The sequence below is a fragment of the Caballeronia sp. J97 genome (assembly GCF_905220305.1).
Classification (GTDB): domain Bacteria; phylum Pseudomonadota; class Gammaproteobacteria; order Burkholderiales; family Burkholderiaceae; genus Caballeronia.
The window spans coordinates 49594-75677 of record NZ_CAJMZL010000027.1 but is presented as its reverse complement, the minus strand read 5'-3'; the positions used below and the strand labels follow the sequence as shown (position 1 = coordinate 75677).

Annotated in this window: 24 protein-coding genes and 1 pseudogene; 5 read left to right on the top strand and 20 right to left on the bottom strand. The window is 65.3% G+C overall.

Features of this window, described 5'->3' with window-relative positions; all coding sequences use genetic code 11:
* The first annotated feature begins 94 nt into the window (after positions 1-94).
* A complete protein-coding gene (locus U4Y90_RS27430) occupies positions 95-988 on the top strand; it encodes a LysR family transcriptional regulator (RefSeq protein ID WP_321799333.1) in 894 nt (297 codons plus the stop codon).
* On the opposite strand, the pseudogene U4Y90_RS27425 reads toward U4Y90_RS27430, so the two are convergent.
* The 5 genes and pseudogenes from U4Y90_RS27425 to U4Y90_RS27405 form a co-directional block, all read right to left on the bottom strand.
* Positions 969-1449 (bottom strand): annotated as a pseudogene (locus U4Y90_RS27425) (ABC transporter permease); the annotation flags it as partial. The gene U4Y90_RS27430 and the pseudogene U4Y90_RS27425 overlap by 20 nt on opposite strands.
* 6 nt (positions 1450-1455) lie before the next feature.
* The gene (locus U4Y90_RS27420; protein ID WP_415749420.1) at positions 1456-2367 is read right to left on the bottom strand and encodes a TauD/TfdA dioxygenase family protein; all 912 of its coding nucleotides are present in this window, start codon (positions 2365-2367) and stop codon (positions 1456-1458) included.
* A 119-nt stretch (positions 2368-2486) separates the two neighbouring features.
* Positions 2487-3140, bottom strand: a complete 654-nt coding sequence (locus U4Y90_RS27415; protein WP_321799332.1) for a hypothetical protein — start codon at positions 3138-3140, stop codon at positions 2487-2489.
* A 199-nt stretch (positions 3141-3339) separates the two neighbouring features.
* Entirely contained in the window at positions 3340-4518 is a 1179-nt protein-coding gene (gene dinB / locus U4Y90_RS27410) for a DNA polymerase IV (protein ID WP_321799330.1), read from the bottom strand.
* A gap of 89 nt (positions 4519-4607) precedes the next feature.
* Positions 4608-4973, bottom strand: coding sequence for a hypothetical protein (locus U4Y90_RS27405; protein ID WP_321799329.1), 366 nt, complete (start codon positions 4971-4973; stop codon positions 4608-4610).
* Positions 4974-5245: 272 nt separating this feature from the next.
* Here U4Y90_RS27405 and U4Y90_RS27400 point away from each other — a divergent pair, with 272 nt between their 5' ends.
* Entirely contained in the window at positions 5246-5440 is a 195-nt protein-coding gene (locus tag U4Y90_RS27400; RefSeq protein ID WP_321799328.1) for a DUF3563 family protein, read from the top strand.
* A 23-nt stretch (positions 5441-5463) separates the two neighbouring features.
* Here the strand turns inward: U4Y90_RS27400 and U4Y90_RS27395 are convergent, their stop codons facing one another.
* Together U4Y90_RS27395 and U4Y90_RS27390 are read right to left on the bottom strand one after the other, a co-directional pair.
* The gene (locus tag U4Y90_RS27395) at positions 5464-6147 is read right to left on the bottom strand and encodes a response regulator transcription factor (protein ID WP_321799327.1); all 684 of its coding nucleotides are present in this window, start codon (positions 6145-6147) and stop codon (positions 5464-5466) included.
* 177 nt (positions 6148-6324) lie between these two features.
* Positions 6325-7674, bottom strand: coding sequence for a sensor histidine kinase (locus U4Y90_RS27390; protein WP_321799326.1), 1350 nt, complete (start codon positions 7672-7674; stop codon positions 6325-6327).
* Between the two features lie 460 nt (positions 7675-8134).
* Here U4Y90_RS27390 and U4Y90_RS27385 point away from each other — a divergent pair, with 460 nt between their 5' ends.
* A complete protein-coding gene (locus U4Y90_RS27385) occupies positions 8135-9652 on the top strand; it encodes an MDR family MFS transporter (protein ID WP_321799324.1) in 1518 nt (505 codons plus the stop codon).
* 59 nt (positions 9653-9711) lie between these two features.
* Here U4Y90_RS27385 and U4Y90_RS27380 read toward each other — a convergent pair whose 3' ends face one another.
* Together U4Y90_RS27380 and U4Y90_RS27375 are read right to left on the bottom strand one after the other, a co-directional pair.
* Entirely contained in the window at positions 9712-9939 is a 228-nt protein-coding gene (locus U4Y90_RS27380) for a hypothetical protein (RefSeq protein ID WP_321799322.1), read from the bottom strand.
* 179 nt (positions 9940-10118) lie between these two features.
* Positions 10119-11921, bottom strand: a complete 1803-nt coding sequence (locus U4Y90_RS27375) for an alkaline phosphatase D family protein (RefSeq protein ID WP_321799320.1) — start codon at positions 11919-11921, stop codon at positions 10119-10121.
* A 333-nt stretch (positions 11922-12254) separates the two neighbouring features.
* On the opposite strand from U4Y90_RS27375, the gene U4Y90_RS27370 reads away from it, so the two are divergent.
* Positions 12255-14138 (top strand): PAS domain S-box protein, encoded by a 1884-nt coding sequence (locus U4Y90_RS27370; protein WP_321799319.1) that lies wholly within the window; start codon positions 12255-12257, stop codon positions 14136-14138.
* A gap of 6 nt (positions 14139-14144) precedes the next feature.
* Here the strand turns inward: U4Y90_RS27370 and U4Y90_RS27365 are convergent, their stop codons facing one another.
* Positions 14145-15275, bottom strand: coding sequence for an FUSC family protein (locus U4Y90_RS27365; RefSeq protein ID WP_321799318.1), 1131 nt, complete (start codon positions 15273-15275; stop codon positions 14145-14147).
* A gap of 36 nt (positions 15276-15311) precedes the next feature.
* The gene (locus U4Y90_RS27360; protein ID WP_321799317.1) at positions 15312-16250 is read right to left on the bottom strand and encodes a LysR family transcriptional regulator; all 939 of its coding nucleotides are present in this window, start codon (positions 16248-16250) and stop codon (positions 15312-15314) included.
* Positions 16251-16365: 115 nt separating this feature from the next.
* Here U4Y90_RS27360 and U4Y90_RS27355 point away from each other — a divergent pair, with 115 nt between their 5' ends.
* Positions 16366-16800 (top strand): VOC family protein, encoded by a 435-nt coding sequence (locus U4Y90_RS27355; RefSeq protein ID WP_321799316.1) that lies wholly within the window; start codon positions 16366-16368, stop codon positions 16798-16800.
* An 86-nt stretch (positions 16801-16886) separates the two neighbouring features.
* Here U4Y90_RS27355 and U4Y90_RS27350 read toward each other — a convergent pair whose 3' ends face one another.
* From U4Y90_RS27350 to phnG, 9 genes are all read right to left on the bottom strand, one after another.
* Positions 16887-18425: a methyl-accepting chemotaxis protein gene (locus U4Y90_RS27350; RefSeq protein ID WP_321799314.1), complete on the bottom strand. Its 1539-nt coding sequence runs from the start codon at positions 18423-18425 to the stop codon at positions 16887-16889.
* 226 nt (positions 18426-18651) lie between these two features.
* Positions 18652-20016: an MFS transporter gene (locus U4Y90_RS27345; protein ID WP_321799312.1), complete on the bottom strand. Its 1365-nt coding sequence runs from the start codon at positions 20014-20016 to the stop codon at positions 18652-18654.
* Between the two features lie 282 nt (positions 20017-20298).
* The gene (locus tag U4Y90_RS27340) at positions 20299-21432 is read right to left on the bottom strand and encodes an alpha-D-ribose 1-methylphosphonate 5-triphosphate diphosphatase (protein WP_321799311.1); all 1134 of its coding nucleotides are present in this window, start codon (positions 21430-21432) and stop codon (positions 20299-20301) included.
* Positions 21426-22193: a phosphonate C-P lyase system protein PhnL gene (phnL, locus tag U4Y90_RS27335; RefSeq protein ID WP_321799310.1), complete on the bottom strand. Its 768-nt coding sequence runs from the start codon at positions 22191-22193 to the stop codon at positions 21426-21428. Before phnL ends, U4Y90_RS27340 begins: the two co-directional genes overlap by 7 nt.
* Positions 22194-22203: 10 nt before the next feature.
* Complete coding sequence (phnK, locus tag U4Y90_RS27330; RefSeq protein WP_321799309.1) at positions 22204-22974, bottom strand: phosphonate C-P lyase system protein PhnK; 771 nt, start codon at positions 22972-22974, stop codon at positions 22204-22206.
* Entirely contained in the window at positions 22971-23825 is an 855-nt protein-coding gene (locus tag U4Y90_RS27325; RefSeq protein WP_321799308.1) for an alpha-D-ribose 1-methylphosphonate 5-phosphate C-P-lyase PhnJ, read from the bottom strand. The genes phnK and U4Y90_RS27325 overlap by 4 nt, the downstream gene beginning before the upstream one ends.
* The gene (locus U4Y90_RS27320; protein WP_321799307.1) at positions 23822-24922 is read right to left on the bottom strand and encodes a carbon-phosphorus lyase complex subunit PhnI; all 1101 of its coding nucleotides are present in this window, start codon (positions 24920-24922) and stop codon (positions 23822-23824) included. The genes U4Y90_RS27325 and U4Y90_RS27320 overlap by 4 nt, the downstream gene beginning before the upstream one ends.
* On the bottom strand, positions 24922-25545 hold the full coding sequence (gene phnH / locus U4Y90_RS27315; RefSeq protein ID WP_321799305.1) for a phosphonate C-P lyase system protein PhnH: 624 nt from the start codon (positions 25543-25545) through the stop codon (positions 24922-24924). The genes U4Y90_RS27320 and phnH overlap by 1 nt, the downstream gene beginning before the upstream one ends.
* Positions 25542-26024: a phosphonate C-P lyase system protein PhnG gene (gene phnG / locus U4Y90_RS27310; RefSeq protein ID WP_321799303.1), complete on the bottom strand. Its 483-nt coding sequence runs from the start codon at positions 26022-26024 to the stop codon at positions 25542-25544. The genes phnH and phnG overlap by 4 nt, the downstream gene beginning before the upstream one ends.
* Between the last annotated feature and the right edge of the window lie 60 nt (positions 26025-26084).

Sequence of the window (26084 nt, the reverse complement as noted above, 5' to 3'; positions counted from 1 at the left end):
GAAGGGATGAAGACGATTATGGGAGCAAACTTCGCGTGCGATAATCCGCCTCAATGCGAATGGGCTGTGCGCCGAGGCGAACAATGGGTGAGTCATGAGCGAACCGGATCTGTCGGATCTCCATGCGTTTCTGGCCGTCGCGCGCTCGCGCGGCTTCAGGCAGGCGGCGCTGTTGCGCGGCGTGTCGGCGTCGTCGTTGAGCGAGGCGATACGCAGGCTCGAAACGCGCCTCGGCGTGCGTCTTCTGAATCGCACGACGCGCAGCGTCACGCCGACCGAAGCGGGCGAGCGCCTGATCGAGCGCCTCGCTCCCGCGTTCACGGAGATCGCGGGCGCGCTCGATGCCGTCAACGGGTTTCGCGACAGCCCGACCGGCACGCTGCGCCTGAACGTGCCGCGCATCGTCTCGCGTGAGATATTGCCGTCGATCGTCGCGCGCTTTCTGGCGGCGCATCCGGGCATCAAGCTGGAGATCAGCGCGACCGATACGTTCATCGACGTGCTCGCCGCCGGTTTCGATGCGGGCATTCGCTACGACGAACGCATCGAGCGCGACATGATCGCCGTGCCGATCGGGCCGCGCACGCAGCGCTTCGTCGCGGTTGCGGCGCCGTCTTATCTCGCCGCGCACGGCGAGCCGAAGCATCCGCGGGATCTGGTGAACCACGCGTGCATCGGACATCGCTTCGATAGCGGCGTGCTGGCCGTGTGGGAGTTCATGCGCGGCAAGGAAACGATCCGCATCGCGCCCGAGGGGCCGCTCGTCACGTCGTCGATCGAGATCAGCCGCAGCGCGGCCATCGCCGGGCTGGGCCTCGTCTATACGTTCGACGAATTCGTGCGCGAGGCGATCGATAACGGCGCGCTCGTGCCGGTGCTCAAACCCTGGTGGCAGAGTTTCACCGGCCCGCGTCTGTACTATCCGAGCCGCGCGCACATGCCGGGGCCGCTGCGCGCGTTCATCGACTTCATTCGCGACGAGACTTGAGAACCGCTTGTTGCTGCACGCCCCAACGCCGCACCGTCATGCGCCCGACGGTATCGAAGACGCGATGCTCGACCGCGAGTCCGATCACGATGACCGCGGCCAATCCTGCAAACACGCGGTCCGTGTAAAGCTCGTTGCGGTTCTGGACGATGTACTAGCCGAGGCCGCCCTTGCCCTGGCTCGCGCCGAACACGAGCGCCGCCGCGATCAGCGTGCGCCACGCGACCGAGTCCGAACCATGGCAACGCGAGCGGCAACAGCGCGATGGACGGCGGCGGATTGAACATCGCGGTGAGCATCGAAAGCAGGTCGCCGCCGATGCGAGTCGACACTGCAAGCGATGTCAGCACGAACGCGAGCGCCGCGCCGAGCGCATAACCGCGCAACAACATCTACATGGAAATGCCGATCTCCTCGATCAGGTCGCCCGATGCAATGCCTTGCACGAACGCGACGAAGGTGTGGTTTTAGAAAGGCGCGTCGCCTTCGATGGTCGTGCGGTACAGCTTGCGGCGCTGGTCGTCGGGCGTGCCCGCCGCGAGATGCATCACCGAGCGGTTGTCCCAGAAGACCATGTCGCGCGCCAGCCAGCGATGCCGATAGATGAACTCCGGCTTGGTGCTGTGCGCGAACAGTTCCGCGAGCAACGCGCGGCTTTCGTCTTCGGGCAGGCCGATCACGCGCGTCGTGAAATGCTCGCTGACGAAGAGCGCGCGACGCTTCGTTTCCGGATGCGTGCGCACGATCGGATGCGTCACCGGCTTGACCTGCGCAATCTGCTCCGCCGACAGATTCGGACGCCACGGGCTGCGCTTTTGCAACTCGCCGTATTTGGCGAGATAGGTATGTTCGGCGACGCGGCCTTCGATTGCATCGCGCAGATGCGCGGGCAGCGTCTCCCATGCGAGATGCTGATTCGCGAACAGCGTGTCGCCGCCGACCGCCGGCAACTCCTGCGCGTGCAACAGCGACCCGAGACTCGGCTTTTCCTTGTACGAGAGATCCGAATGCCAGAAATGGCCGGCATCGCCGAGACCGATCGGCTTGCCGTTCTCGACGATGTTCGACACGATCAGCACTTCCGGATGCCCCGCGAGGCCGAACTGATGCAGCACGTGAATCTGCAACGGACCGAAGCGATTGCTGAACGCGACCTGCTCGTCGGGCGTGATGCGCTGATCGCGAAACACGAGTACGTGATGATCCAGGTGCGCGCGGTGAATGCGCGCGAAATCGGCGCTGGATAGCGGCTTCGACAGATCGAGCCCGATCACTTCGGCGCCGAGCGGCGCGTCGAGTCGGCGAATCTCGATGGATTGATCGGCGGCTTCGCCGGATGAATCGAGTGAAACGAGAGCGGGGTTGAGGGCGGTCTGAATCGTCACGGTCGAACTGATAACAATCGATAACTTCGGGAAGCGATCAATCTAACGCGCGGCGATTCGGGCGGCAACGAACGATCCGAGCTTTTGTTATGTGCCGCTGCGATAAAGCCGCGTCAGAAGCGATACGACACGCCGACCTGCGCCACCGGATACCAGCGATAACGCGATACCTTGTCATTCAACTGCTGCTCGCCGGTGCTGATCAGCAAGGCGCTATTCGATCCGGCGATCTGCGCGAGGCTCGGCGACAACGTATAGCTCGTTTTCGGCACGCCATAAGCGACGCCGATATCCGCGACGAACCCGAAGCCCTTGCCCGCGGGTTTGTGCCCGAAGCCCAGCCCGAGATAAGGCATCGCGACCGGATATTTGACCGTCGCGGTGGCCGTCGCGTCGGGCGGCACGGCAAAGCGCTTTCCCGCGAATACATAGGTGCCATTGTCCTGCTGCGATACGGCAACGAGCGAGTCGTCGTTGAATCTGACGCCCGCCGTCACGCGCCATCCCCGATTTTCGAACGGAAAGTAATCGAGGTAGATGCCGCCGTGCCTCAGACGCATGTCGCCTTCGTAGCGATTGCCGCCCAGCGTGAAGCCGCGCCCGCTGTTCCATCCGTTGAAATCGGCATGCACGCCGAAAGACGATCCCAGCGCGAACGCCGCGCCGATACCGATGCCTTGCGTTCCGCCTTGCGTGAAGACCTCCTGCCCGACTGCCGCCCCCGAACAGACGACGCACGTCGTCCAGACCAACGCCCGCTTTCTCATTCTTTTTTTCCTCGGGTGCATGTGAGATGACCCGCGCGAACAGGTCGATGTCCTGCGTCCTGGTGGAAACTTAGCGGCGCGATTGAATTAAGTATGTGTGGCGCCCGACGGACATAAAGTCGAATACATTGATCAGACCAATGACGGTTTGGCGGCGAACGCGCCATGAGGGAAAACGCTGAAAGCCGGCGAGACGCCTTTATTCACCGGCGATATCGAACGGCAACTCGACTTGCACCGGCTCGATGATGCCGTGCTCGTCGCGCCCGGCGAGCGCGCTGACACGCACGCCGAGCAGCCTGATCCGGCGATCGAGCACGATCCGCTTCAGGCACTCGGTCGCGGCGCGGCGGATCTCGACGGGATCGGCCGTCGCAACGGGCACGGTCAGATCGCGCGTCACGGTGCGAAAGTCGTCGAAGCGCAGCTTGATGCCAACCGTGCGCCCGACATAGCCCTTGCGCTGCAAGTCCTCGGCGACGCGCGTGCACAGGCCGGTGAACGCCGCGGAAAGCGTCGCGCGATCCTGCTTCGGATGAAAGTCGCGCTCGAAGGTCGTCTCGCGGCTCATCGACTTGGGCGTCGAGCTCACGACGACGGGCCGCTCGTCCTGCCCCTGCGCGATGCGCGCGAGCCATGCGGCGTACGTGTGGCCGAAATGCGTCTGCAGGAAGCCGGGATCGGCAGCGGCGATATCGCCCACGGTGACGATGCCGAGCGCCGCGAGCTTCTCGTTCGCCTTCGGCCCGATGCCGTTCACCTTGCGCGCGGCGAGCGGCCAGATGCGCGTTTGCAGATCGTCCATCGTGAGGATGGTGAGACCATCGGGCTTGTCGAGCTCGGAGCCGATCTTCGCGAGCAACTTGTTCGGCGCGATGCAGATCGAGCACGTGAGTCCGGTCGCTTCGCGCACCGCGTCTTTCATGCGCTGGCCGATGTCGCCCGGCTCGCCGGGCAGGTCGCTGACGTCGATATAGATCTCGTCGATGCCGCGATTCTCGATCTGCGTGGTGAACGTCGCGACGGCTGCCTTGAAGAGGCGCGAGTAATGGCGATAGGAATCGAAATCGGTGGGCAGGAGAATCGCGTCCGGCGCAAGCTGGGCGGCCTTCATCATGCCCATTGCGGAGAAGACGCCGAACTTGCGCGCCTCGTACGTGGAGGTGGTCACGACGCCGCGGCCCGCGTAGTCGCGCAGCCGCCTGAAGCGGCGCGTGCCGTCGGGGAGCGTTTCGGGCGTGGCGCTGCGGCCGCCGCCGACCACGACCGGCATGCCGCGCAGTTCCGGATAACGCAGGAGTTCGACCGACGCGAAGAACGCATCCATGTCGAGATGCGCGATGCGGCGCGGTGCGGGTGCGGAAGACGGCGCGTCCATCGCAGCGATCGGAGCCAGGAAAATGGCTTACTGTACATTCATACAGTAATTCACGCTAGAGCCTGTCCATGATGCCCGCGATGGCCGGTTCACTCCGGCGTGCGCTTTTCGGCGAGCGCGCGGCGGCAATCGTCGAAAACCTGCCGCACGACATCCGATTGATAGTTGAGATCTTCGCTATCGAGGATTTCCTCGACGGCGTCGCGCGCCCAGTCTGCTTCGAGCATCGCGCAATGTTGCGTGGCGATTTCACGGGCGATCGCCGCGAGCTTCGCGACCGTGAGCCAGTCCGCGAGCCGCTGATGCCGGTCGAGCCACTTGTGCGCGGCCTGCACATGAAACGAGGGTGCCGGCCAGTCGCCATTCAGGTAATACGCGCCAAGACTGCCGCACGTGAGCCAGCAGAGCAACTCGACGCGGTCGCGAGCGCTGAGGGTACGAGACACATCGTTCATGGCGGCCTTCACGAGAGACGATCGACGAATGCGAACAGCGCACGGCGTTCCGTATGAAACCCCTATGAAACACGATAGCACGGGATGGTGCGGCGCGGCAGTGCCTTCCCGCAGTGCGATCCTCGTCACGGTGCGTTGGCGAACGCTGCGCCGTGCGAAGCGCGATATCGCGTATGCGGTGCGCTCTCATTCGCTTCTAATTCACGGGGCATAACCTGCTTTCGTCGGCCTCACTCAACCCACCGGCCTTCTTTCAACGACGGGAGCACATCATGTTCGAGCGTCTTACTCATTCCATCGACAGCCTCTTTTCGATCCGCACCGCGAACGAAGCACGCGATGCCTATCTCGCGTCATCGAGCGATCTCGCCGATCTCGAGCGGCGCATGCGTCAGATCGAAACGCAGGACCACGGCTACAGCATGTATTTTTGCGGCTCGCTCGGCCGCCATTACGACGCGCACTGAGCGCGCCGCCCATGCAACGCGCGCTACTTCGATTCCTCGCGCCCCGCCTGGCCGAGCATCACGGTCCAGCCGAGGCCGCGCACGTTGCGGATCACGCTCGCGCCGAATTTCTTGCGCACCGAGTGGATCAGCACGTCGACCGCGTTGCTCTCCACTTCCTTGCCCCAGCCGTACAGACGGTCTTCCAGTTGATCGCGCGAGAAGATCGTGCCGGGGCGTTCGAGCAGCGCGTGCATCAGCGCGAATTCACGCGCGGACAGCACGCCCGAATTCTCGCCGCACGTGAGCGTGCGCTGATCGAGATTGAGGCTGAGCGAATCGTCGCCGAGGCGCGAAACCGCATAGCCCGCCTTGCGGCGCAGCACCGCGCGGATGCGCGCGAGCAGCTCGGGCATGTCGAAGGGCTTGAGCAGATAGTCGTCGGCGCCGAGATCGAGGCCCTGCACGCGGGTGTCGAGATCGTCGCGTGCGGTGAGGATCAGCACCGGCGTCGCGTTGCCCGCCGTGCGCGCCTGTCGCAACAGCTCGATGCCCGTCATGCCCGGCAAGCCGAGATCCAGCAGCACGACGGTGTATTCGGCGGCGCTGATCGCCTCGCGGCCCGCGTTGCCGTCGCGCACCCAGTCGACGGCGTAATCGGCATCCTTGAGCGCCCGCATGAGGCTCGTGCCGATCTGCACGTCGTCTTCGATCAGAAGAATTCGCATGTTCCACCCCGCGCCTGGCGAGAATGGCGCGCGCCACGCGCCCGGAATGCGGCCCGAAGGATCTGGAACGATCGAAAATGCACGCCCGGTCTTTTTGACTCTTTGACTGACCGGCGATGATCGCTTCGCGCCACGCAGCGAATGCATTGTAATCGGCGTAAAACCGCGCGCAAATCCCTATGTGCTTAGTGCGGGCGCAGCGGTGCTTTCATTGACTTTCTCGACCGGAAAGCCGATCGAAGCGACGATGCCCGAGCGGCCGTCGTCGCGATTCTTCAGCGTCACGTCGCCGCCGTAGCGCGCGGCGATCGCCTTCACGATCGACAACCCCAGCCCGCTGCCTTCCACGTCGGGATTCGCGCGGAAGAACCGGTCGAACACGCGCGGCAGCAACGCTTCGTCGATGCCCGGTCCGGTGTCGATCACATCGATCCAGACGAGCTCGCCGTCACGTCGCATGCGCAGGTCGATGGTGCCGCCATCGGGCGTATAGCGCACCGCGTTCGACACGAGATTCTTCACCGCCATGCCGATGTCGGTTTCCACCGCGCGCACATGCGCGTCCACCATTTCCTCCGCGCCGATATCCATGCCGCGCGCGAGCGCGATGGGCAGCACGTCGGCGACTGCGCCCGTCACCGCCTCCGCGAGATCCACGCGCGCGAACGGCGTGCCGCCCACCGGCCCATCGGCGCGCGCGAGCCGCAACAGTTGCGTGATCAGCTTGCCGCTGCGCGCGATGCCCTTGCGCAGCTCCTGAAAGCGCTCCTGATTGCCGGCGACGATATGCGGCGCGAGATTGTCGGCCTGAAGCTGAAGCGCCGTGAGCGGCGTGCGCAGTTCGTGAGCGGCATCGGCGATGAACTTGCGCTCCTTCTCGATCGAGATCGCGAGGCGCTCGATCATCGTGTTGATCGAGTGGATGAAGGGCGCGATTTCCGTGGGCACGCCGACCGTCGGCAATGGCTGCAGATGACTCATGTCGATGGCCCCCACTTCCGCGCCGAGTTCGTTCAACTGGCGCAGCGAGCGCCGCACGACGAGCGCGACCGCGATCCACACGAGCGGCAGCAGCACGGCGATCGGCCAGAGCGTTTGCGTCGCGGCTTCCTGCGTCAGTTCGCGGCGGATGGCCGAGCGTTGCGCGACCTGAATCGTCATGGTCGGCTCCTGGCGTGTGAAGACGCGCCAGTGCTCGCCGTTGACATCGACGCCGGAGAAGCCCGGCTGCGCATCGCGCGGAAAATGCAGCGACGGGTCGGTCGTGCGGAACGGCAGATCTTCGCCCGGCTTCCATACGACGGCGACGACATCGCGTTCGTCCTGCGTGCCGCGCGCGGGATTTTTCGGCAGGCTGTACGCGAGCCCGTCGCGCAGTCGCGCCGCCACCTGCTCGAGCCGCATGTCGAGCAGCGCGCTCATGCCGGTCTTGGTCAACTGATACGAACTCACGCCCTGCACGACGCCGATCACGCTGACGAGCAGCCCGAGCGCGAGCACCAGCTGATTCTTCAGTGATTTGATCATTCGAGTCCGCCGCTTCGGAAGGGAACGGGGCGCTACGCCAGCCCGTTCGATTTTAGGCGACATTCCCGGGGATTTCGGTCTGAAAGACAGCATGTGCGTGACAGATGCGCGTGAGCGCCGGAGAAAAAAAGGCGCCGGTCCGGTCGCGGCCGGCGCCAAGGGCTGAGGAGTTACGAGAAACGTGAAACGGGCCTGGAAGCTCGGAGAAGCGTGCTGCCCGTCCACATGACAGAGCGTAGGCGCGAAGAATTAGCGTTGAATGAGCGCAGGTGATCCGCCGAGCAGCGTTTCGCGGGGCGGGATAACATTGCATCCGGCGCATTTTCATCGGCGACATTGCCTGCGCCGCAAGGAATCCGCAAGCCGGAGCGTCGCCGCCGCATCTCCATTTTTCGAGCATGGCCTGCTTGCGCGCATCCACCCCGGTTCGTGCGGCCGGCGATATGCCCTTCGGAATCGCATGTCACAGAACAGAAAAACCACCCGTCCCCTCGTCATTGCAGCGGTGATGGCCTCGATGGCCATGGTCGCGATCGAAGCCACCATCGTCTCCACCGCGATGCCGCAAATCGCGACGCAGCTCGGCGGCCTCAATCTCTACAGCTGGGTGTTCTCGTCGTTCCTGCTCACGCAGACCGCGCTCACCGTGGTGTTCGGCAAGCTCGCGGACCTGTACGGCCGCAAGCCGGCGATCCTCGCGGGCATCGCGATCTTCCTGATCGGTTCGGTGCTCGCGGGCTTCGCATGGTCGATGCCCGCGATGATCGTCTTCCGGCTCGTTCAGGGCGTCGGCGCGGGCGCGATCCTGCCGGTCGCGCTGACGGTGGTCGGCGACCTCTATCCGGCGCGCGAGCGCGGCAAGGTGCAGGGCTATCTCGCGAGCGTGTGGGCCGTGTCCGCGGTGCTCGGGCCGATGGTCGGCGGCCTGCTGATCCGGCAGTTCTCGTGGGCGTGGATCTTCTGGATCAACGTGCCGATCGGCATTCTCGCCGCCCTCCTCTTCACGCTCTTTCTGCACGAGGAGAAACGTCACGACCGGCCGGCGATCGATCTCGCGGGCGCGTTCTTCTTCACCGCCGCCGTCGCCTCGCTGATGATGGCGCTCACGGATGCCGGTCACGCGAGCAACGCGCGCGTCGGCATCGAGATCGCCGTACTGGTGCTCGCCATCGTGTGCTTTGTGGCGCAGGAGCGGCGCGCCGCCGATCCGATGATCTCGTTCAGGTTGTGGTCGCATCGGCCGATCGCGGCGAGCAATGTCGCGACCCTGCTCGCCGGCATGGCGATGATGGGTCTCACCACGTTCCTGCCGATGTACGTGCAGGGCGTGATGCATCGCACGCCGGTGGAAGCGGGCCTCGCGCTCACGATGATGATGATCGGCTGGCCGAGCGGCGCGACCTTCACGTCGCGCACGTTCAGCCGCATCGGTCTGAGACGCCTCCTGATGGTCGGCCCGGTGTTCATTCCGCTCGGCGCGCTGCCGTTCGTGCTGCTCGGCCCGCAATCGAGCCCGGTCTGGGCGGGCGTCGGCTCGGCGGTACTGGGCTTCGGCATGGGCATCACGAGCGTGTCATGCCTCATCCTGATTCAGGAGATCGTGCAGCCGCTCGAACGCGGCAGCGCGACCGCATCGAATCTGTTCTCGCGCAATCTCGGCAACACGCTCGGCGCGGCCGTGTTCGGCGCGGTGCAGAACTACGGCCTCACGCACACGGACGGCCTGCCGCCCGTGCACGCGGATCAGTTGAAGCAACTGCTTTCGTCCGTGCCCGGCGACTTCTCGATGAACCACGAGATTCGCCTCGTGTTGCATCATTCGCTGCATCTGACCTTCACGGCGATGTTCGTGATCGCGCTCGGCACTGTGATCTCGATGCTGTTCATGCCGAAGATCGAGATCGGGCGCGCAAAGGAAACGGTCGAAAAGGTCGGCGCGGCCGAGGCGAAAAGCGCCGCGAATCAGGCGTTCCACTGAGGCGCGCATCGCGCGTCCCGCCGATGACACCGGCGGGACACGGCCTCATGCAGTCACGCTCAGTCCTGCGCCTGAATGAGCGGGCTGTCCTGCTTCGATTTATCGACGCTCGCGTCGTTGCTCTGCTGCGCATCCTGCGCGATGGTCTGCATGTTCATGCCTTGCTGCGACGTGGGCGCGCCGTCCATCGGTGCGTAATGCGGCGCGGGACCATAGCCGCTCGCGAGTGCATAGGAAGCGCCCGCGAGCGCGGCGACGAAGATGATGCCTTTGAGATTGCCGATCATGATAGTGCTCCTGAGGGTTTCACACGGTCACTTCAATCGGCCTCATTGCACTGCCTGCCAGCAAACGACCTTCTGAAATGTGCACGCAGTCTACGTGCGCCGGTCGGCGTTGAAATCCCCTCAAAAGCAAGGATACGAATGGATGGATTCGTCGCGAATGAATGAAGCGCGTTGCGCATTCATATGTTGTCCTCGACGGCCACCGACACCGCGCCCGCGTTGATCGTGAGACGCGTGCGCTTTTGCAGCGGCGATTGCGGCGCGCTGCCGTCGGCGTTGAGGAACTTCACCTTGTTGAAGATCGCGATGAACTGCGTGGGCGTGAGCGTCGCCGATGCATAGCCGATGCCGTCGTGATCGGCATAGAGCATGTCCGGATTGTTCTGGCGAATGAAGCTGTCGAACAGCCCCGACGAGCTGATCAGCGACGCGAGCGGCATGCCCGCCGCATACCTCTTCACGTCCTCGAAGAAAGGCTGGCTGCTGATGCCCGCCGACATCAGATCGATCATCACGGGCGTGCCCGTCGCGGGATCGGGCACATCGCGCACGATGCCAGCCTGGAACGCGTGCAGATCGCCCGTGATCGCGACGAGATTCGTGATGCCCTGCGTCTTCACATACGACATGAGATCGGCCTTGTGCGACGGATAGCCGTCCCATGCGTCGCAGTCGAGCACAAAGACGACGTTGTCGGGCGCGGGCGCGATCGACGAGAGATCGAGCCACATGCGGTTCATCATCACTTCGTTGCCCCACACTTTCCATATCGACGTGGAAGCCTTCAGCGTGTCCTTCCACCATTGCGTCTGCGCGGGGCCGAAGATCGACGGCACGCGGCCGAGGCGCCGCGTATCGGCCGCTTCGAACTGCGCGAGCACCGGCTGCGGCACGAAATAACGCGAGCCGACGAGATCGTTGCCGTTGACCGGATCGTGCCCGAGCGCCTGCGCGATCGCCGCTTCGCTGACGACGTGATCGTCGCGATAGAGCCGCTCGTCGGTCATCACGAGATGCATCAGCGAGCCAAAGTGGAAGTCGCGATAAATGCGGATGTTGTCGTATGCCGCGTTGTTGAGATCGAACGACACGTCGCCCCAGTCGACCGGCAAGTACTCCGCCCATGCCTGATTCGCGCTGCGCCGCCGCGCGGTCTGCTGAAGATTCGCGTTCGTGTAGGTCTGGTGATCCTGCCAGCAGTCGTCGGAGAACTCGTGATCGTCCCAGATCGCGATGACGGGAAAGCGCGCATGCACGTTCTGCAGGCGCGCATCGCCCCGATACGTGCGATACAACGTGCGGTAGTCGTCGAGCGTGTTCGCATACGAGCCGCCGCTCGGCAGCGTGATCGCCGGGTGAGCGGGCTCGACGGCGCCGGGTTGCGCGGCGAAACCCGCCTCGTAGATGTAGTCGCCCAGATGCACGACGAAATCGAGATCGGTTTCCGCGGCGAGCAGCGACATCGCCTGCCAGTGATTCGCGCTCCAGTTCTGGCACACGAACCATGCAAAACGCAGTTGCGCGATCGCTTCGCCCGCGGCGGCCGCGGTGCGCGTCGTGCCCGTCACGCTGACATCGCTGCCCGCGACGAAGCGATAGTAATAGGTCGTCTTCGCGGCGAGACCCGTGACCTTCGCGCGAACGGTGAAGTCGTAATCCGGCGTGGCGCTCAACGGCACGCTCGCCGCGAGTTGCGAGAAGTTCTGCTGCGTGGACACCTGCAAGGTCAGCGCGACCGGCGACGACGCAATCGTGCTTCCATTGACGACGCAGCGAGTCCAGAACACGGCGGAGACATCGCGCGGATCGCCGCTCGCGACGCCCTGCGGAAATGCGTATGCACCGGCCGGTGGCGGCGTCGATCCGCCGCTGCCGGAATTGTTGCCGTTGTCGTCGTCGCCGGAATGGCAGGCGGCGAGCGTGCCGGCGGCAGCGGCGACGGTATAGAAGGCGGACAGCGAAAGGAAGCGACGGCGATCCATCGGAGTCTCCGTTTGCGGACGTGAAGGCAGTGCGCGAAAGGCAGGAGTTCGCTGGATGCGTCGAGCCGACCACCGACGGATGAGCGTCGCTCTCTTCGGAAATGAACCGACTTAAAAGCTATAAATCGCATGGCCCGCTGTCAAGGGACGTTTCCGTGACGGCAGGCTGCGTGACAAAGGCGTGGCAGCGATGCCGGGGCTGCGGGTAGACTGATGGCGTCGGCGGACCTTTGTCCAGGAATCGTCCGCCTCGCGCCGGCTACCCGAACCATGACCCGATCAAAAGCAGCCTCAACGCCCGACGTCATTCGCGACGCGCCATCGGAGCCCGCCATGAGCGAGCCGCAGTATCACGCGCTCGTCGACGCGATCGAAGACTGCGCAATTTTCATGCTCGACCTGAACGGCCGCATCACGAGCTGGAACAAGGGCGCGCGCAAGATCAAGGGCTATGAGGCGCACGAGATCATCGGGCAGCATCTGTCGCGTTTCTATCCGGCGGAGGCAACCGCGCGCGGCTGGCCCGAGTACGAGCTGAAGCAGGCATACGCGACCGGCCGCTTCGAGGACGAAGGCTGGCGCGTGCGCAAGGACGGCACGCTGTTCTGGGCGAACGTCGTCATCACGGCGGCGCGCAACACGAAGGGCGAGATCATCGGCTACGCGAAATACACGCGCGATCTCACCGCGAAGCGCGCCGAGGAAGCGAAGCTGCGCCTGTCGGAAGAGCGTTTTCGCCTGCTCGTGGAAAGCGTGAGCGACTATGCGATCTTCATGCTCGATACGACCGGCCATATCGCGAGCTGGAACACGGGCGCGATGCGCATCAAGGGTTATCAGCCGTCGGAGATTCTCGGCAAGCACTTCTCGATCTTCTATTGCCCGGAAGACCTCGACGCCAATATCCCCGAGATCGAATTGCAGACCGCGATCCGCACGGGGCGCGTGGAAAACGAAGGCTGGCGCGTGCGCAAGGATGGCTCGCTGTTCTGGGCCAACGTCGTGATCACGGCGGTGTACGACGAGCATCGCGTGCTGCGCGGCTTCGCGAAGGTCACGCGCGACATGAGCGAGAGAAAGCGCCTCGAGCAACTCGAAGTGTCGTCGCGGCGCATCAGCGAATTTCTCGCGACGCTCGCGCACGAACTGCGCAATCCGCTTGCGCCGGTGCGCAATGCGATCGGCGTGATGCAGATGGAAGCGGGCATGCCGGAGCATGTCGCCGCGTGCCGCGACATCATCGACAGACAGACCTCGCATCTCGGCCGGCTCGTCGACGATCTGCTCGACATGGGCCGCATCACGACGGGCAAGATCGATCTGCGCATCGCGCGCGTGGACGTGAACGATATCGTCGCGCGCAGCATCGAGCTCGTGCATCCGTTCACCGATGAGCGCACGCAGCGCGTCGTCACGAAGCTGCCGCAGGAGCCGGTCCATGTCCTGGGCGACAGCACGCGGCTCGTGCAGGTCGTGCAAAACCTGTTGAACAACGCGTCGAAGTTCTCGCCGCGCACGAGCACGATCATCGTCGAGGTCGAGCGCGAGACGACCGCGCTGCTGCTGAAAGTGATCGACGCGGGTCGCGGCATTTCGCAGAAGGGCCTCACGACCATCTTCGATCTGTTCGTGCAGGAGGATCACTATCTCAATCCCGGCGAGGCAGGGCTCGGCATCGGGCTCACGCTGTGCCGGTCGATCGTCGAGATGCACGGCGGCTCGATCAGCGCGGCGAGCGGCGGCCCGAATCAGGGCAGCACGTTCACCGTGCGCCTGCCCTATGCGTCCGACAAAGATGCGCCGCGGCCGCATCGCGTGCTCGCGCAGCGCGCGACGCAGTCCGTGGGCGACGGCCTGCGCATCGTGGTGATCGACGACAATCAGGATTCGGCCGACAGCCTCGCGATGCTGCTGCAGATGAAGGGGCACGACGTGCGCATCGCGTATCACGGCAAGGAAGGGCTCGACGTGATCCGGCATTTTCCGCCGGACCTGGTTCTGCTCGATCTCGCGCTGCCCGATATGGACGGATACGCGGTGCTGCGGACGTTGCGCTCGCAACGGCTCCTCGGGCACGCGACGGTCGTCGCGATGACGGGGTTCGGGCAAGAGAGCGACAAGGAACGTTCCGCGCAGGCGGGCTTCGATGCGCATCTGGTGAAGCCGGTGGATTTCGAGGTGCTGGACCGGTTGCTGGAGAAGCTGGTGCAACGCTGAGGGCCGTCACGCCCGCACCAGCCGCAGCGGAAAGATGAAGCGCGAGGCAATCAACCCCAGCGCGCCGCCCAGCAACGTCTCCCAGGCCCGCGCCGTCAGCAGTTCGACCGAATGCACGCCGCTCGCGGCAAGCGTCACGATGAGCACGAACGCAAAGGCCCCGCACGCGATGTCATAGCGTTCCGGCAACGCCATCGCATAGACGATCATCGCGACCGCGGACAAGGTCCAGACGACGAGCGGCCAATGCTCCGCGAGCGGCAGACAGACGATCCCGATCGGCACGCCGACCAGTGTGCCGTAGATGCGCCGCCGCACGCGCTCCGCCGTTCCGACCGCCGATGTCGCGACCACATACACGCACGCCGTGATCGCCCACGCCGATTCCGCGAGCCCGAACACGCGATTCAACGCCACGACGACGAGCGCGCCGCACGCGGCCTGCAAACCCATCGCGAACGCCGGCGAAATCGCGAAACGCCCGTAAGCAGGCTCGGACGCGAGCGCCGGCAGCACCGCCGGATGCTCGGCCGGCCTGCTCAACACGCGCGGCACGATGGCGGCGAGCATGCCGATCGGCAACGCGAGCAGGATCGCCCATGAATCGCCGGGCCTGAGATCCATCCCGTAGGCGAGAAGCTGGCCGATATAGAGCTGCGAGCCGATGCCCGCGCCGATCGGGCCAAAGCGCTTCAGATAGCCCGCGAGAAACGCGCCCGTCACGAGAATCAGCTCGGCGCCGCCGCGTCCGAAGCCACGAAGCATCGGCGCGAAAAGCGTGAAGGCCAGCGCGCCGAACGCGGCCGCGATACAGAGCACGGCCAGATCGCGGCTCGACTCGAAACGCGTCGTGCGCGCCTCGGACACGCTCGCCCACAGCGCGAAGCCGCCCGCGAGCGAGCCGACGGACACGCCGGGCGGCACGCTTTGCGTCACGTCCTGCAACGCGCCGAGCGCCGCCGCGAGCCCGTACGCGGTCACGAGCCGCAAGCCCTTGATGCGCCGATGCGTGCCCGGGTCCACCCGGTCGAGCCATGCGAGCGCCGCCTGCACGCGCTGCGCGCCCGTCTGCGCGATCGTCAGCGCCGAATCCGCGAGACGCGTTTTCGCGTCGCCGATGTGCTGCTCGTCATCCATTGGCATCCACCGAAGGAAGCGGGTCTGCAACGCATTCTAGGCGATGCCGCGCGGCGCGTTCCGCCTGCGTGCACGTCCGGCGGCCGGCTTCGTCCCGCCGCGCTGCGCCGCCTCGACGATGCAGCCGGCAAGGCGCGCCGCCGCATCCGGCTCGTCCGCCCGCACGCGCCGCGCGCGCTCGACGAGACCGATCTCGCGATGAAACGTATCGTCGCCGAGATCGAGCGCCGCCGCGCCGCGCGGCCACGGACCGATGCCATCCGATACCGGCACGAGCGCGACGCCCAGCCCGCGCGCCACGAGTTGCGCGATGCCCGGCAGTTCGTCGACCTCGATCGAATCGCGCACCGCGATGCGGCGCTTCGTCAGAAACGAGTCCACTTGCCGGCCGCCGAACGAGCGCCGGTCGTAACGAATGAACGGTTCCGACTCGATCAGCGCGCGCCAGTCCGCGCCCTTCTTCGACGCGGGCGCGAGCAGCACGAACGGCTCGGCGGCGAGCGTGCGCCAGCGCAGTTCCGCCGGCATCGAAAACGGCGGACGGATGATGACGGCCATGTCCATCTCGCCGGCGTCGACGCTCGCGAGCAGATTCAGCGACACGCCCGGCACGAGCCGGATGCGCCACGCGGGCAGCACGCGCCTGAATGCGCCGATCGCCTCGGGCAAAAGCGCCGCATGCGCCGACGCGATCGCACCCACCGACAGCGAGCCGCCGCGCCCGTCCTCGCCGTCCGGCGCGGCGAGGCGCGCATACAGCGCGATCAGTTCGTCGGCAAGTTCGAGCGTGCGCCTGCCGGCCTTGTTGAGCGTCGCGGAGCGACCGGTCCGGTCGAAAAGCTCGACGCCGAGATGCGCTTCGAGGCGCTGCATCTGTGCGCTCACCGCCGATTGCGTGAGGCCGATCTGCGCGCCCGCGCCCGCGAAGGTCCCGTGGCGCGCCACCGCGATGAAAGTCTGAAGTTCGCGAAGCATGGCGATTCATCGAAAATATTGGGGCTGACTCCCGCAATATATCGTTTTTCAACACATTTATTTATTAATACACTGTGGCTTCACTTCCCACACGCCGATCGAAGGATTCTCCGCCATGAGCACGACCCCGCACGCCATGCCGCCTTTTCACCTCGCGTTCCCCGTCCACAGTCTCGCCGCCGCCCGCGAGTTCTATGGCGAGCTGCTCGGCTGCCCGGAAGGCCGCAGTTCCGACGCCTGGGTGGATTTCGATTTCTACGGTCATCAGATCGTCGCGCATCTCGCGCCGGAGGAAGCCGGGCATCGCACGACGAGCGCCGTCGATGGCGACGCCGTGCCGGTGCGCCATTTCGGCGTCGTGCTGTCGATCCCGCAATGGCAGGAGCTCGCCGACAAGCTGCGCGCCGCGGGCACGCGCTTCATCATCGAGCCGCATGTGCGCTTCAAGGGCGAAGTCGGCGAACAGGCGACGATGTTCTTCCTCGATCCGTCGGGCAACGCCGTCGAGATCAAGGCGTTCGCCGACATGTCGTCGCTGTTCGCGAAGTAAGGCGCGCAAAAAGCAAACGGGACGCCACGCGGCGTCCCGTTTGCCATGCCACGTGACGATTCGCCGACACGAGCGCCGCACGGCGTTCAGGTCTTGAACACCGCGACGGCGTGCTTCAACTCTTCGGCCTGAACGGCGAGCGCCGCGGCGGCCGCCGTCGCCTGCTCGACGAGCGCGGCGTTCTGCTGCGTGACCGCGTCCATCTGCGTGATCGCGACGCCGACCTGCTCGATGCCCTGCGTCTGCTGCGACGAAGCCGACGAGATCTCGTTCATGATGTCGTTCACGCGCGTGACGGACGTGAGGATCTGCTTCATCGTGTCGCCGGATTGCTGGGCGAGATCCTGCCCTGCCGTGACGTTCGTCACCGATTCGTCGATCAGCGTCTTCACGTCCTTCGCGGCCGCCGCGCAGCGCTGCGCGAGCGCGCGCACTTCCGATGCGACCACCGCGAAGCCGCGGCCGTGCTCGCCCGCGCGCGCCGCTTCGACCGCCGCGTTCAACGCGAGAATGTTGGTCTGGAACGCGATGCCTTCGATCACGCCGATGATGTCGACGATCTTCTCCGAGCTGCCCGCGATCTTGTCCATCGTCGCGACCACGCCGAGCACGACGCCGCTGCCGCTTTCCACCGTCGACGATGCGCTCGCCGCGAGCTGGCTCGCCTGGCCCGCGTTATCGGAGTTCAGACGCACGGTCGACGTGAGTTCTTCCATGCTCGATGCCGTTTCCGCGAGCGACGCCGCCTGCTCTTCGGTGCGCGACGACAGATCGTGATGGCCGTCCGCGATTTCGCGCGAAGCCGCCGTGATGCCGTCCGCGACGAGCTTGATCTGCGCGATCGTCTGCGTGAGACGCGACTGCATCGTGTGCATCGAATGCATGAGGCTCGAGTCGTCGCCGCGCTGCACGTGCACGGCCTGCGCGAGATCGCCGGCCGCGATGCGCTGGCAGACGATCGCCACGTCGCGCGGATCGCCGCCGATGCTCTTCAGCACGCCGCGAATGATGAACGCCATCGCGAGCGTCAGCGCCGCGCCGATCGCGCCGACCAGCAGCAGCGACTTGAGCACGATCGCGTGGAAGGCGGCGTCGATATCGTCGATATACGCGCCGGTGTAGACGTGCCAGTCCCACTCGCGCACGTAATCGCCGTAGGTCAGCTTCTGCAGCGGCTCCGTCTCGCCGGGCTTCGGATAGAAATAGGTCGTGACGTGCGAGCCATCGAGCCCGTGCTTCACGATTTCGCCGGTGAAATGCTTGCCGGTGCTATCGACGAAATCGTTGATCTTGTTTTCGGTGTCGGGGCGCACGGGATTGAGGATCTGGAACATCTTCGAATCGAGGATGCCGAGATAACCGCTCGTGCCGTAGCGGATCGCGCGCACGCTGGCGATCGCCAGCTTCTTCGCTTCTTCCTCGGGCAGCGCGCCGCTTTGCGCCTGCTTCACATAGAACCTGACGACGCTCGTCGCCGATTGAACCTGCTCGGCGAGCGCGCCTTCACGGTTCTTCATCAGCGAGTGTTTCGTGGAAATCGCGTTGAGCGCGCACAGCAGGATCAGACTGAGCCATACGAAGCCCACGGTGCTCATGAGCTTGGTCTTGAAGGAAAGTTTATTCACGATCTGGTTGGAAGAGCCGATGGATGCGCCGGGGCAGGCGCCTGTTTTTCGGCTTTCGATCGCGCGGCGGTTTTACGTTTGCATGCGAGCGTGCGACGCCGCCTCGTGATCGAAAGCCGCCTGCAATTTAACGGCAAGGCGTACCGGATCTTGAGGCGCGACACGCATCGCACAAAGCAAAACGCCCCGCGTGACCGGCGTCACGCGGGGCGTCGATTTCGGCAAGTCAGTGTCCGACCGGCTCCGACGCCTTGAGATCGCTGGCCATCGCCGTCTGCGGATGCGCGGCCTGCTTGATGAGCAGCGCGACCGCCGAAACGAGGCCCGCCACCGCGATCGTCGCGAAGATGCCGCCGAAGGTGAAGTGCAGGCGCGTCAGTTCGGCGACGAGGAACGATCCCGCGATGCCGCCGAAGCGCCCGATGCCCAGCATCCACGCGACGCCCGTGCCGCGCCCCTGTGTCGGATAGAACGCCGCCGCCAGCGCGGGCATCGACGATTGCGCGGTGTTCATCAGCACGCCCGCGAGGAACACGACGACCACCAGCATGCCCACGTTGCCCGCCGCCTGGCCGATCATATAGACGCTCACGGCGGTGAGCGCATAGCACGCCGCGATGATCCGGTTGGCATTGAACTTGTCCATCAGCACGCCGCACAGCACCGCGCCGACGCCGCCGAGCGGGAACAGCGCGGAGATGAGCGTCGCCTTCTGCGGCGGCAGGCCGGATTCCTTGAGCAGGATCGGCATCCAGTTGATCGACGCGTAGAAGATCACGAGGCCCATGAAGTACGTGAGCCACAGCATGACCGAGCCGACGAGGTACGAGCGCGAGAGCACCACGCTCATGCCGCTCTGCCCGGTCGCGGCGGGCGCGGCTTCGGTCATGAAGAACGAGCCCGCATGCGCCGCGTCGGCGCTGATGCGCGCAAGCGTCGCGCGAATCTTCTCGACGGGCTTCGACTTCGCCACCATGTAGCGCACGGATTCCGGCATCGTGGCGATCAGCAGCACCGACAGCACGAGCGGCGCGATGCCGCCGAGCATCAGCACGCTGCGCCAGCCGAACTGCGGAATCATCCACGCCGCGAGAAAGCCGCCGAACGCAGCGCCGAGCGGAAAGCCGCAGAACATCAGGTTGATGAGCGTGGCCCGGCGGTTGTCGGGGCAGAACTCGCTCATCATCGTGACGGCGTTCGGCATCGCGGCGCCGAGACCCAGCCCGGTGATGAAGCGCAGCGTCGTCAATTGCGTGAGGTCCGCGGAAAACGCCGACGCGAGGCAGGCGACGCCGAAGATCAGCACCGACGAAAGCAGCAACGCGCGGCGGCCGAGCTTGTCCGACAGCGGGCCGGACAAGAGCGCGCCCGCCGCGAGCCCGAAGAGCGCGGCGCTCAACACGGGCGCGAGCGCCGGACGGCTGATATGCCATTCGGCGACGAGCGAAGGCGCGATGAAGCCGATCGCAGCGGTATCGAAACCGTCCAGCAGGACGATGACGAAGCACATCGCGAAGACGAGCCACTGAAACGGCGAGAACGGATGCTCGTTGATGAACGTCTGTACGTTCACGGCAGGACTTCTACTCACTTCATTCCCTTTTCGATGATGGGCGCGCCTCGCAAGGTCGCATCCCGGATCAGAAACCGCATCCCGCCGGCGTTCTTGTTGTTGTCGTGCGAGGCGCGGACCCCGGTCGAACGCATGAAAATCGGCCGAAAGTTCGTTAGACGAACACCGATTCACATAGCGAACATGCGTGCGAGGGTACTGAAGATGCTTGCGCTTCGTCAACGCGGGCTTACCCGCGTATGACGAAGCGCTGACGTGTGGCTGTCGCGAGGCAGCCGATGGGAAATGAAGCGTGCGGCGTCAGGCGACGCGCCGCCCCGCGCGATACGTCTCGCGCGGCACCTGCACGCCGTCCACCGAGGCGACGCGCACGAAGTCGGCGCGCAGGCCCGTCGCGATGGCGCCGCGGTCCGTGAGGCCCGCCGCGTGCGCGGGCGCCCACGACACCGTCGCGACCGCGCGCGGCAGCGACCAGCCTGCCTTGGCGACGAGATCGAAGACCGCGATCAGCAGGCTCGACGGCACATAGTCCGACGACAGGATGTCGAGCAGCCCTTCGCGCGCGAGTTCGAGCGCGGACACATTGCCCGAATGCGAGCCGCCGCGCACCACGTTCGGCGCGCCCATGATCGTCGCGATGCCGTGTTCGCGCGCGGCGCGCGCCGCCTCGAGCGTCGTCGGAAACTCGGCGAGCGCGATGCCGTCGCGCGCCGCTTCCTCGACATGCTCGACGAGCGTGTCGTCGTGGCTCGCGAGCGAGATGTTCAGGCGCCTGCAACGTTCGACGATTTCCGCGCGATGCTTCGCCGCATAACGCGACTGATGTTCCGCGAGCTCGGCGAGTATCTTGTTCGCGTGCTCGTCGCTCCACTTGCCGTGGCGCTCCTGATACTTGCGCCACTTCTCGTGGTCCTGCCACTGACGCTGGCCCGGCGTGTGGTCCATCACGGACGCGAGCCTGAAAAGCGGATCGGACGAGAGCGAATCGAACACTTCGACCACGTCCGTCGTGCCCACTTCGCAGCGCAGATGCAGAAAGTGATCGGCGCGCAGCAGATCGCGCGCGACGAACTTGCCGATCGACTTCGCGCATTGCACCTGAAGCTCGCGGCCACGCACGCCGTCTTCGGGACGCGAGCCGACGCCCAGCGCATCGAACACGGTCGTGATGCCCGCCGACGCCACTTGCGCGTCATGGACGATGATCGCCGCTTCGTGATTCCACAGCACGCCCGGACGCGGCGCCAGATGCTTTTCGATGTTGTCCGTATGCAGTTCGACGAAACCCGGCAACAGGTAATCGCCGTCCCAGTCGTGCGCGTCGCGCGCGGCGGTATTGCCCGGCGCGATCTCCGCGATGCGTCCGTCCTCGACACGCACGGTTCCCGTGAAATCCTCGTCGCGCGTCACGATGCGCGCATTCTTGATCAGCATGTCTGCAACACTCCGGAATCGGTTTGATGAGTCGCGGCGGCGGTCGACGCGAGCCGCACGATGCGGGTCGCGACGCGCTCACGCGTGTCTTCGTCGTGAAAGATGCCGACGATCGCCGCGCCTTTCTCACGCGCCTCGACGATCAGATCGGCGACCACGTCGCGGTTCTCGGCATCGAGCGACGCGGTGGGTTCATCGAGCAGCAACAGCGGATGCGCCGCGATCAGCCCGCGCGCGATGTTCACGCGCTGCTGCTCGCCGCCCGAGAACGTCGCGGGCGCGAGCGTCCACAGGCGCCGCGGCACATTGAGGCGTTCGAGCAAGGCGCTCGCGCGTTCGCGCGCTTCGCTCTCGTCGACACCGCGCGACACGAGCGGCTCGGCGACGAGATCGAGCGACGACACACGCGGAATCGCGCGCAGGAACTGGCTCACGTAACCCAGCGTCGTATTGCGCAGGCGGATGATCTCGTGCGGCGCGGCGTCGGTCAGCATGACGTGACGCGATGCACGGCTGTCGTCGCGGATCGCGATGGTGCCGCGCGTCGCGAGATAGTTGCCGTACATGCAGCGCAGAAACGTGCTCTTGCCCGCGCCCGATGCGCCCGCGAGCACGACGCATTCGCCGCGCTCCACGTCGAGCGATACGCCCGACAGCGCGGCAATGCGCGCGCCGCCCTGCTGATGCAGCGTGAAGGTCTTTTCGATGCCGCGTGCCTGCAGCATGAGCTTGTCGTTGGTGACAAAGGAATGGTTGGTCATCAGTCGCACCTCAAACAGGCAGCACGGACGCGACGAGCGTCTGCGTATAAGGATGTTGCGGATCGTCGAGCACCTGATCCGTCAGGCCGCTTTCGACGACGCGCCCGTCCTTCATCACCATCAGCCGATGCGCGAGCAGACGCGCGACGCCGATGTCGTGCGTGACGATCACCGCCGCGAGATGCAGCTTGCTCGTGAGTGTGCGCAGCAGATCGAGCAGACGCGCCTGCACGGATACGTCGAGGCCGGCGGTGGGCTCGTCCATGAACACGAGGCGCGGCCCCGTCACCAGATTACGCGCGATCTGCAGACGCTGTTGCATGCCGCCCGAAAACGCGGAAGGCAATTCGTCGATGCGCGCGGCATCGAGTTCCACGCGGCTCATCCAGTCGGACGCCGTCTCGCGCAGGCGGCCATAATGACGCGCGCCGATCGCCATCAACGGTTCGCCGATGTTCGCGCCCGCCGACACGTTGCGCCGCAGTCCGTCCCGCGCGTTCTGATGCACGAAGCCCCATTCGGTGCGCGACAGAAGACGCCTGCGCGGCTCGACGAGCGTCAGCAGATCGAGCGCTTCGCCTTCGCGCGTGGTGTAGGCGAGCGCGCCGCCGTCGATGCCGCTGCGCAATGCGAGCGCATTCAGCAAGGTCGATTTGCCCGATCCCGACTCGCCGACGATGCACAGCACTTCGCCCGGATACACGTCGAGATCGACATCGACGCAACCGCCGCGTCCGTCATAGCGCTTCGTGAGGCGCGTCGCCTTGAGCAGTGCGTTCATCGCGTCACCTCTTCGTCGTCGCGGCGGCTGTGGCAGTAATCGCTGTCGGAGCAGACGAACATGCGCGTGCCCTGATCGTCGACGATCATCTCGTCGAGAAAGCTGTCGTGCGATCCGCACAGCGCGCACGCGTGCTCCCACTTCTGCACGCTGAACGGATGATCCTCGAAATCGAGGCTCTTCACTTTCGTATAGGGCGGAATGGCGTAGATGCGCCGCTCGCGGCCCGCGCCGAAGAGTTGCAATGCGGGGTTCATGTGCATCTTCGGATTGTCGAACTTCGGGATCGGCGATGGCGACGTCAGATAGCGGTCGTTCACCAGCACCGGATAGTCGTAGGTCGTCGCGATGCTGCCGTGCTGCACGATATCCTCGTAGTATTTCACGTTGATGAGCCCGTAATCCGCGAGTGCGTGGAGCTTCCTGCACTCCGTCACGCGCGGTTCGAGGCGGAACAGGGGCTCGGGCATCGGCACCTGATAGACGATGATCTGCTCGTCGGTGAGCGGCGTTTCCGGAATGCGATGACGCGTCTGCACGATGCTCGCCTCGGCGGTGCGGGTCGTGGTCGCGACACCGGCCGTGCGCGCGAAGAAGCGGCGGATGTTCACCGCGTTCGTCGTCTCGTCGGAGCCTTGATCGATGACCTTCAGCGTGTCGCTCGCGCCGATGATCGCCGAGGTCACCTGCAGGCCGCCCGTGCCCCATCCATAGGGCAGCGGCATTTCGCGCGACGCGAACGGCACCTGATAGCCCGGCACCGCGACGGCCTTGAGCAGCGCGCGGCGAATCATGCGCTTGGTCTGCTCGTCGAGATAGGCGAAGTTATAACCTTCGGTGAGCGCGCTCATGCCGCATTCTCCTTGCTGTCGTCCGGGCCGTGCGCGGCGCGCAATCGTCGCAGCAACTCCAGCTCGGATTGAAAGTCGACGTAATGCGGCAATTTCAGATGCTGCACGAAACCGGACGCTTCCACGTTATCGCTGTGATACAGCACGAACTCCGGGTCCTGCGTGGGCGAGCCCACGGACTCCCCGAGCTCCTCCGCGCGCAATGCGCGATCCACGAGCGCCATGGCCATCGCCTTGCGCTCCGAATGGCCGAACGCGAGACCGTAGCCTTGCGTGAACGTCGGCGGCACATCGCCGCTGCCCGCGAACTGATTGATCATCTGACATTCGGTGACGTCGATATCGCCGATCTCCACCGCGAAGCCCAGCTCGTCGACCATCATCTCCACCGCCACTTCGCCATGACGAATCTCGCCCGCGAACGGATGGCTGTGCGCATAGCCGCGCTGCGTCGCGTAGCCGACCGCGAGCAGAAAGCCTTCGTCGCCGCGCGCGAGGTTTTGCAGACGCGTCGAGCGATCCGCGGGAAACGCCAGCGGCTCGCGCGAGAGATCGCCCGGTTCCGGCGCGTTCGCCTGCGCGCGTTCCTGCTCGATCAGACCTTCCCTGTCGAGCATGGACAGCACGCGCGGCATCGCGCTCGCGTCCGTCTGTTTTACGTCGATCGATACATCGCCGGCCGGTTGGCCTTCGGCGAGCAAGGTGAAATCGAGCAGGCGCTGCGTGTAGTCGTACGTGCCGCCCAGCATCTGGCCGCCGGGAATGTCCTTGAAGGCCGCCGAGATGCGGCGCTCGACGCACATCGCTTCCGTATCGATCGGCAACGTGTAGCCGAAGCGCGGCAATGTCGTGCGATACGCCCGCAACAGAAAGATCGCCTCGACGAGATCGCCGGCCGCCTGCTTGATCGCGAGCGCCGCGAGATCTTCGTCGTAGACGGAGCCTTCGGTCATCACGCGCGCGACAGCGAGACGCATCTGCTCGCGAATCTGCGCGACGGAAAGCTCGGGCACGGACACATCGCCGCGACGCTTCTTCGCGAGCACGTCCCATGAACGTTCGATGGCGCGTTCGCCACCTTTGACCGCGACGTACATCAGTTCACCTCCACGTGCGTCGTGCGCGGCAGGCCGACGAGCGCGCCGCCCGCGACGAAGTAACAGTCGATGCCGCAAGGAAAGAGCGCGGTGAGCGCCGCGCGTTGTTGCCAGAATTCACGCGACAGCCCCGCGATGGCCACATCGCGCGACGCCGCGATGCCGGGACCGCGCCACACGAGCGGCTCGCCCTCGGTCAGCGACGGCACGCGAATGAAGAGCGTCGCGGCATCTTCGGGCGATTCGGGCTCGCCGTGCGAGAACGCATCGAGCGAAGGCATGTCGCGCGCATCGTCGATATAGGCGAACGCGGCCTCGCGGCGATCGCGCGTCAAAGGCGCGCTCGCATGGAAGCGCAGCGCGTCGCCGAGCACGGCGTCTTCGCGCTCGATGAACACCGGCGTCGAGTAATCCGTCAGCGCCAGCAGCGAAGCGAACGCGGCGAGCGGCACGCGGCCGGCGAGGCCGTCGCGCATTGCGTGGTTATTCGGCAGCGCGGCATCGATCGCGACGATGCTGCCCGGGCGCGACAGCGCATCGAGCAACGCGCGGAACACGCGCTGCGCGTCGTGCACCGTGTCGTTGAAGCCGGGCACGAGCGTGGTCATGTCGATTCGCATCATTCGCCTCTCACCATCGTGAAGAATTCGACCTTGGTCGCGGCCGCTTCCGCTTGCCGGCGCCGCTTTTCATCGGCGATGCGCGCGGCCAGCGGCTCGATCAGTTGCGCCTGCAATCTGTCCGCGAAGCGCGGCATCTGCAACAGCGCGTCCGCGAGCGCGGCGAGCGTCGCGCGCTCCCGATCGCGGCCCATGTGCACCGCAACGCCGACGGGCGCGCTGCCATCGTCCGCGCGCAAGCGCAGCGTCGCGCGCGTGACCGTCGTTTCGCCGAGATTGAACGCATCGCCCGTGCCGCCGATGCGCGCGCGCACCATCGCAAGCCCGATATCCGGCGCACGCAGCCACTCGTACTCGGGCACCTTCGCGCCTTCGAGCGCTGCGTCCAGTGCGTGTTTCAGCGCGTCGCGCGGCGTGCGCGCGAGCACCGCCATCCATTCGCGGCGGCTCCGCGCGTCCCGCGGCTCTATTGAAGTACACATCGCTTTCCCTTTGTCTGGAAGGATTCGGTCATCGTCATGCTACTCGTTGTCTTATCTAGT

What these genes read in the sequence shown, in the direction of transcription:
- U4Y90_RS27430 (WP_321799333.1), top strand. Translation starts at nt 95, where the DNA reads ATGAGCGAACCGGATCTGTCGGATCTCCATGCGTTTCTGGCCGTCGCG.
- U4Y90_RS27415 (WP_321799332.1), bottom strand. Translation starts at nt 3,140, where the DNA reads ATGAGAAAGCGGGCGTTGGTCTGGACGACGTGCGTCGTCTGTTCGGGG.
- dinB (WP_321799330.1), bottom strand. Translation starts at nt 4,518, where the DNA reads ATGGACGCGCCGTCTTCCGCACCCGCACCGCGCCGCATCGCGCATCTC.
- U4Y90_RS27405 (WP_321799329.1), bottom strand. Translation starts at nt 4,973, where the DNA reads ATGAACGATGTGTCTCGTACCCTCAGCGCTCGCGACCGCGTCGAGTTG.
- U4Y90_RS27400 (WP_321799328.1), top strand. Translation starts at nt 5,246, where the DNA reads ATGTTCGAGCGTCTTACTCATTCCATCGACAGCCTCTTTTCGATCCGC.
- U4Y90_RS27395 (WP_321799327.1), bottom strand. Translation starts at nt 6,147, where the DNA reads ATGCGAATTCTTCTGATCGAAGACGACGTGCAGATCGGCACGAGCCTC.
- U4Y90_RS27390 (WP_321799326.1), bottom strand. Translation starts at nt 7,674, where the DNA reads ATGATCAAATCACTGAAGAATCAGCTGGTGCTCGCGCTCGGGCTGCTC.
- U4Y90_RS27385 (WP_321799324.1), top strand. Translation starts at nt 8,135, where the DNA reads ATGTCACAGAACAGAAAAACCACCCGTCCCCTCGTCATTGCAGCGGTG.
- U4Y90_RS27380 (WP_321799322.1), bottom strand. Translation starts at nt 9,939, where the DNA reads ATGATCGGCAATCTCAAAGGCATCATCTTCGTCGCCGCGCTCGCGGGC.
- U4Y90_RS27375 (WP_321799320.1), bottom strand. Translation starts at nt 11,921, where the DNA reads ATGGATCGCCGTCGCTTCCTTTCGCTGTCCGCCTTCTATACCGTCGCC.
- U4Y90_RS27370 (WP_321799319.1), top strand. Translation starts at nt 12,255, where the DNA reads ATGAGCGAGCCGCAGTATCACGCGCTCGTCGACGCGATCGAAGACTGC.
- U4Y90_RS27365 (WP_321799318.1), bottom strand. Translation starts at nt 15,275, where the DNA reads ATGGATGACGAGCAGCACATCGGCGACGCGAAAACGCGTCTCGCGGAT.
- U4Y90_RS27360 (WP_321799317.1), bottom strand. Translation starts at nt 16,250, where the DNA reads ATGCTTCGCGAACTTCAGACTTTCATCGCGGTGGCGCGCCACGGGACC.
- U4Y90_RS27355 (WP_321799316.1), top strand. Translation starts at nt 16,366, where the DNA reads ATGAGCACGACCCCGCACGCCATGCCGCCTTTTCACCTCGCGTTCCCC.
- U4Y90_RS27340 (WP_321799311.1), bottom strand. Translation starts at nt 21,432, where the DNA reads ATGCTGATCAAGAATGCGCGCATCGTGACGCGCGACGAGGATTTCACG.
- phnL (WP_321799310.1), bottom strand. Translation starts at nt 22,193, where the DNA reads ATGACCAACCATTCCTTTGTCACCAACGACAAGCTCATGCTGCAGGCA.
- phnK (WP_321799309.1), bottom strand. Translation starts at nt 22,974, where the DNA reads ATGAACGCACTGCTCAAGGCGACGCGCCTCACGAAGCGCTATGACGGA.
- U4Y90_RS27325 (WP_321799308.1), bottom strand. Translation starts at nt 23,825, where the DNA reads ATGAGCGCGCTCACCGAAGGTTATAACTTCGCCTATCTCGACGAGCAG.
- U4Y90_RS27320 (WP_321799307.1), bottom strand. Translation starts at nt 24,922, where the DNA reads ATGTACGTCGCGGTCAAAGGTGGCGAACGCGCCATCGAACGTTCATGG.
- phnH (WP_321799305.1), bottom strand. Translation starts at nt 25,545, where the DNA reads ATGATGCGAATCGACATGACCACGCTCGTGCCCGGCTTCAACGACACG.
- phnG (WP_321799303.1), bottom strand. Translation starts at nt 26,024, where the DNA reads ATGTGTACTTCAATAGAGCCGCGGGACGCGCGGAGCCGCCGCGAATGG.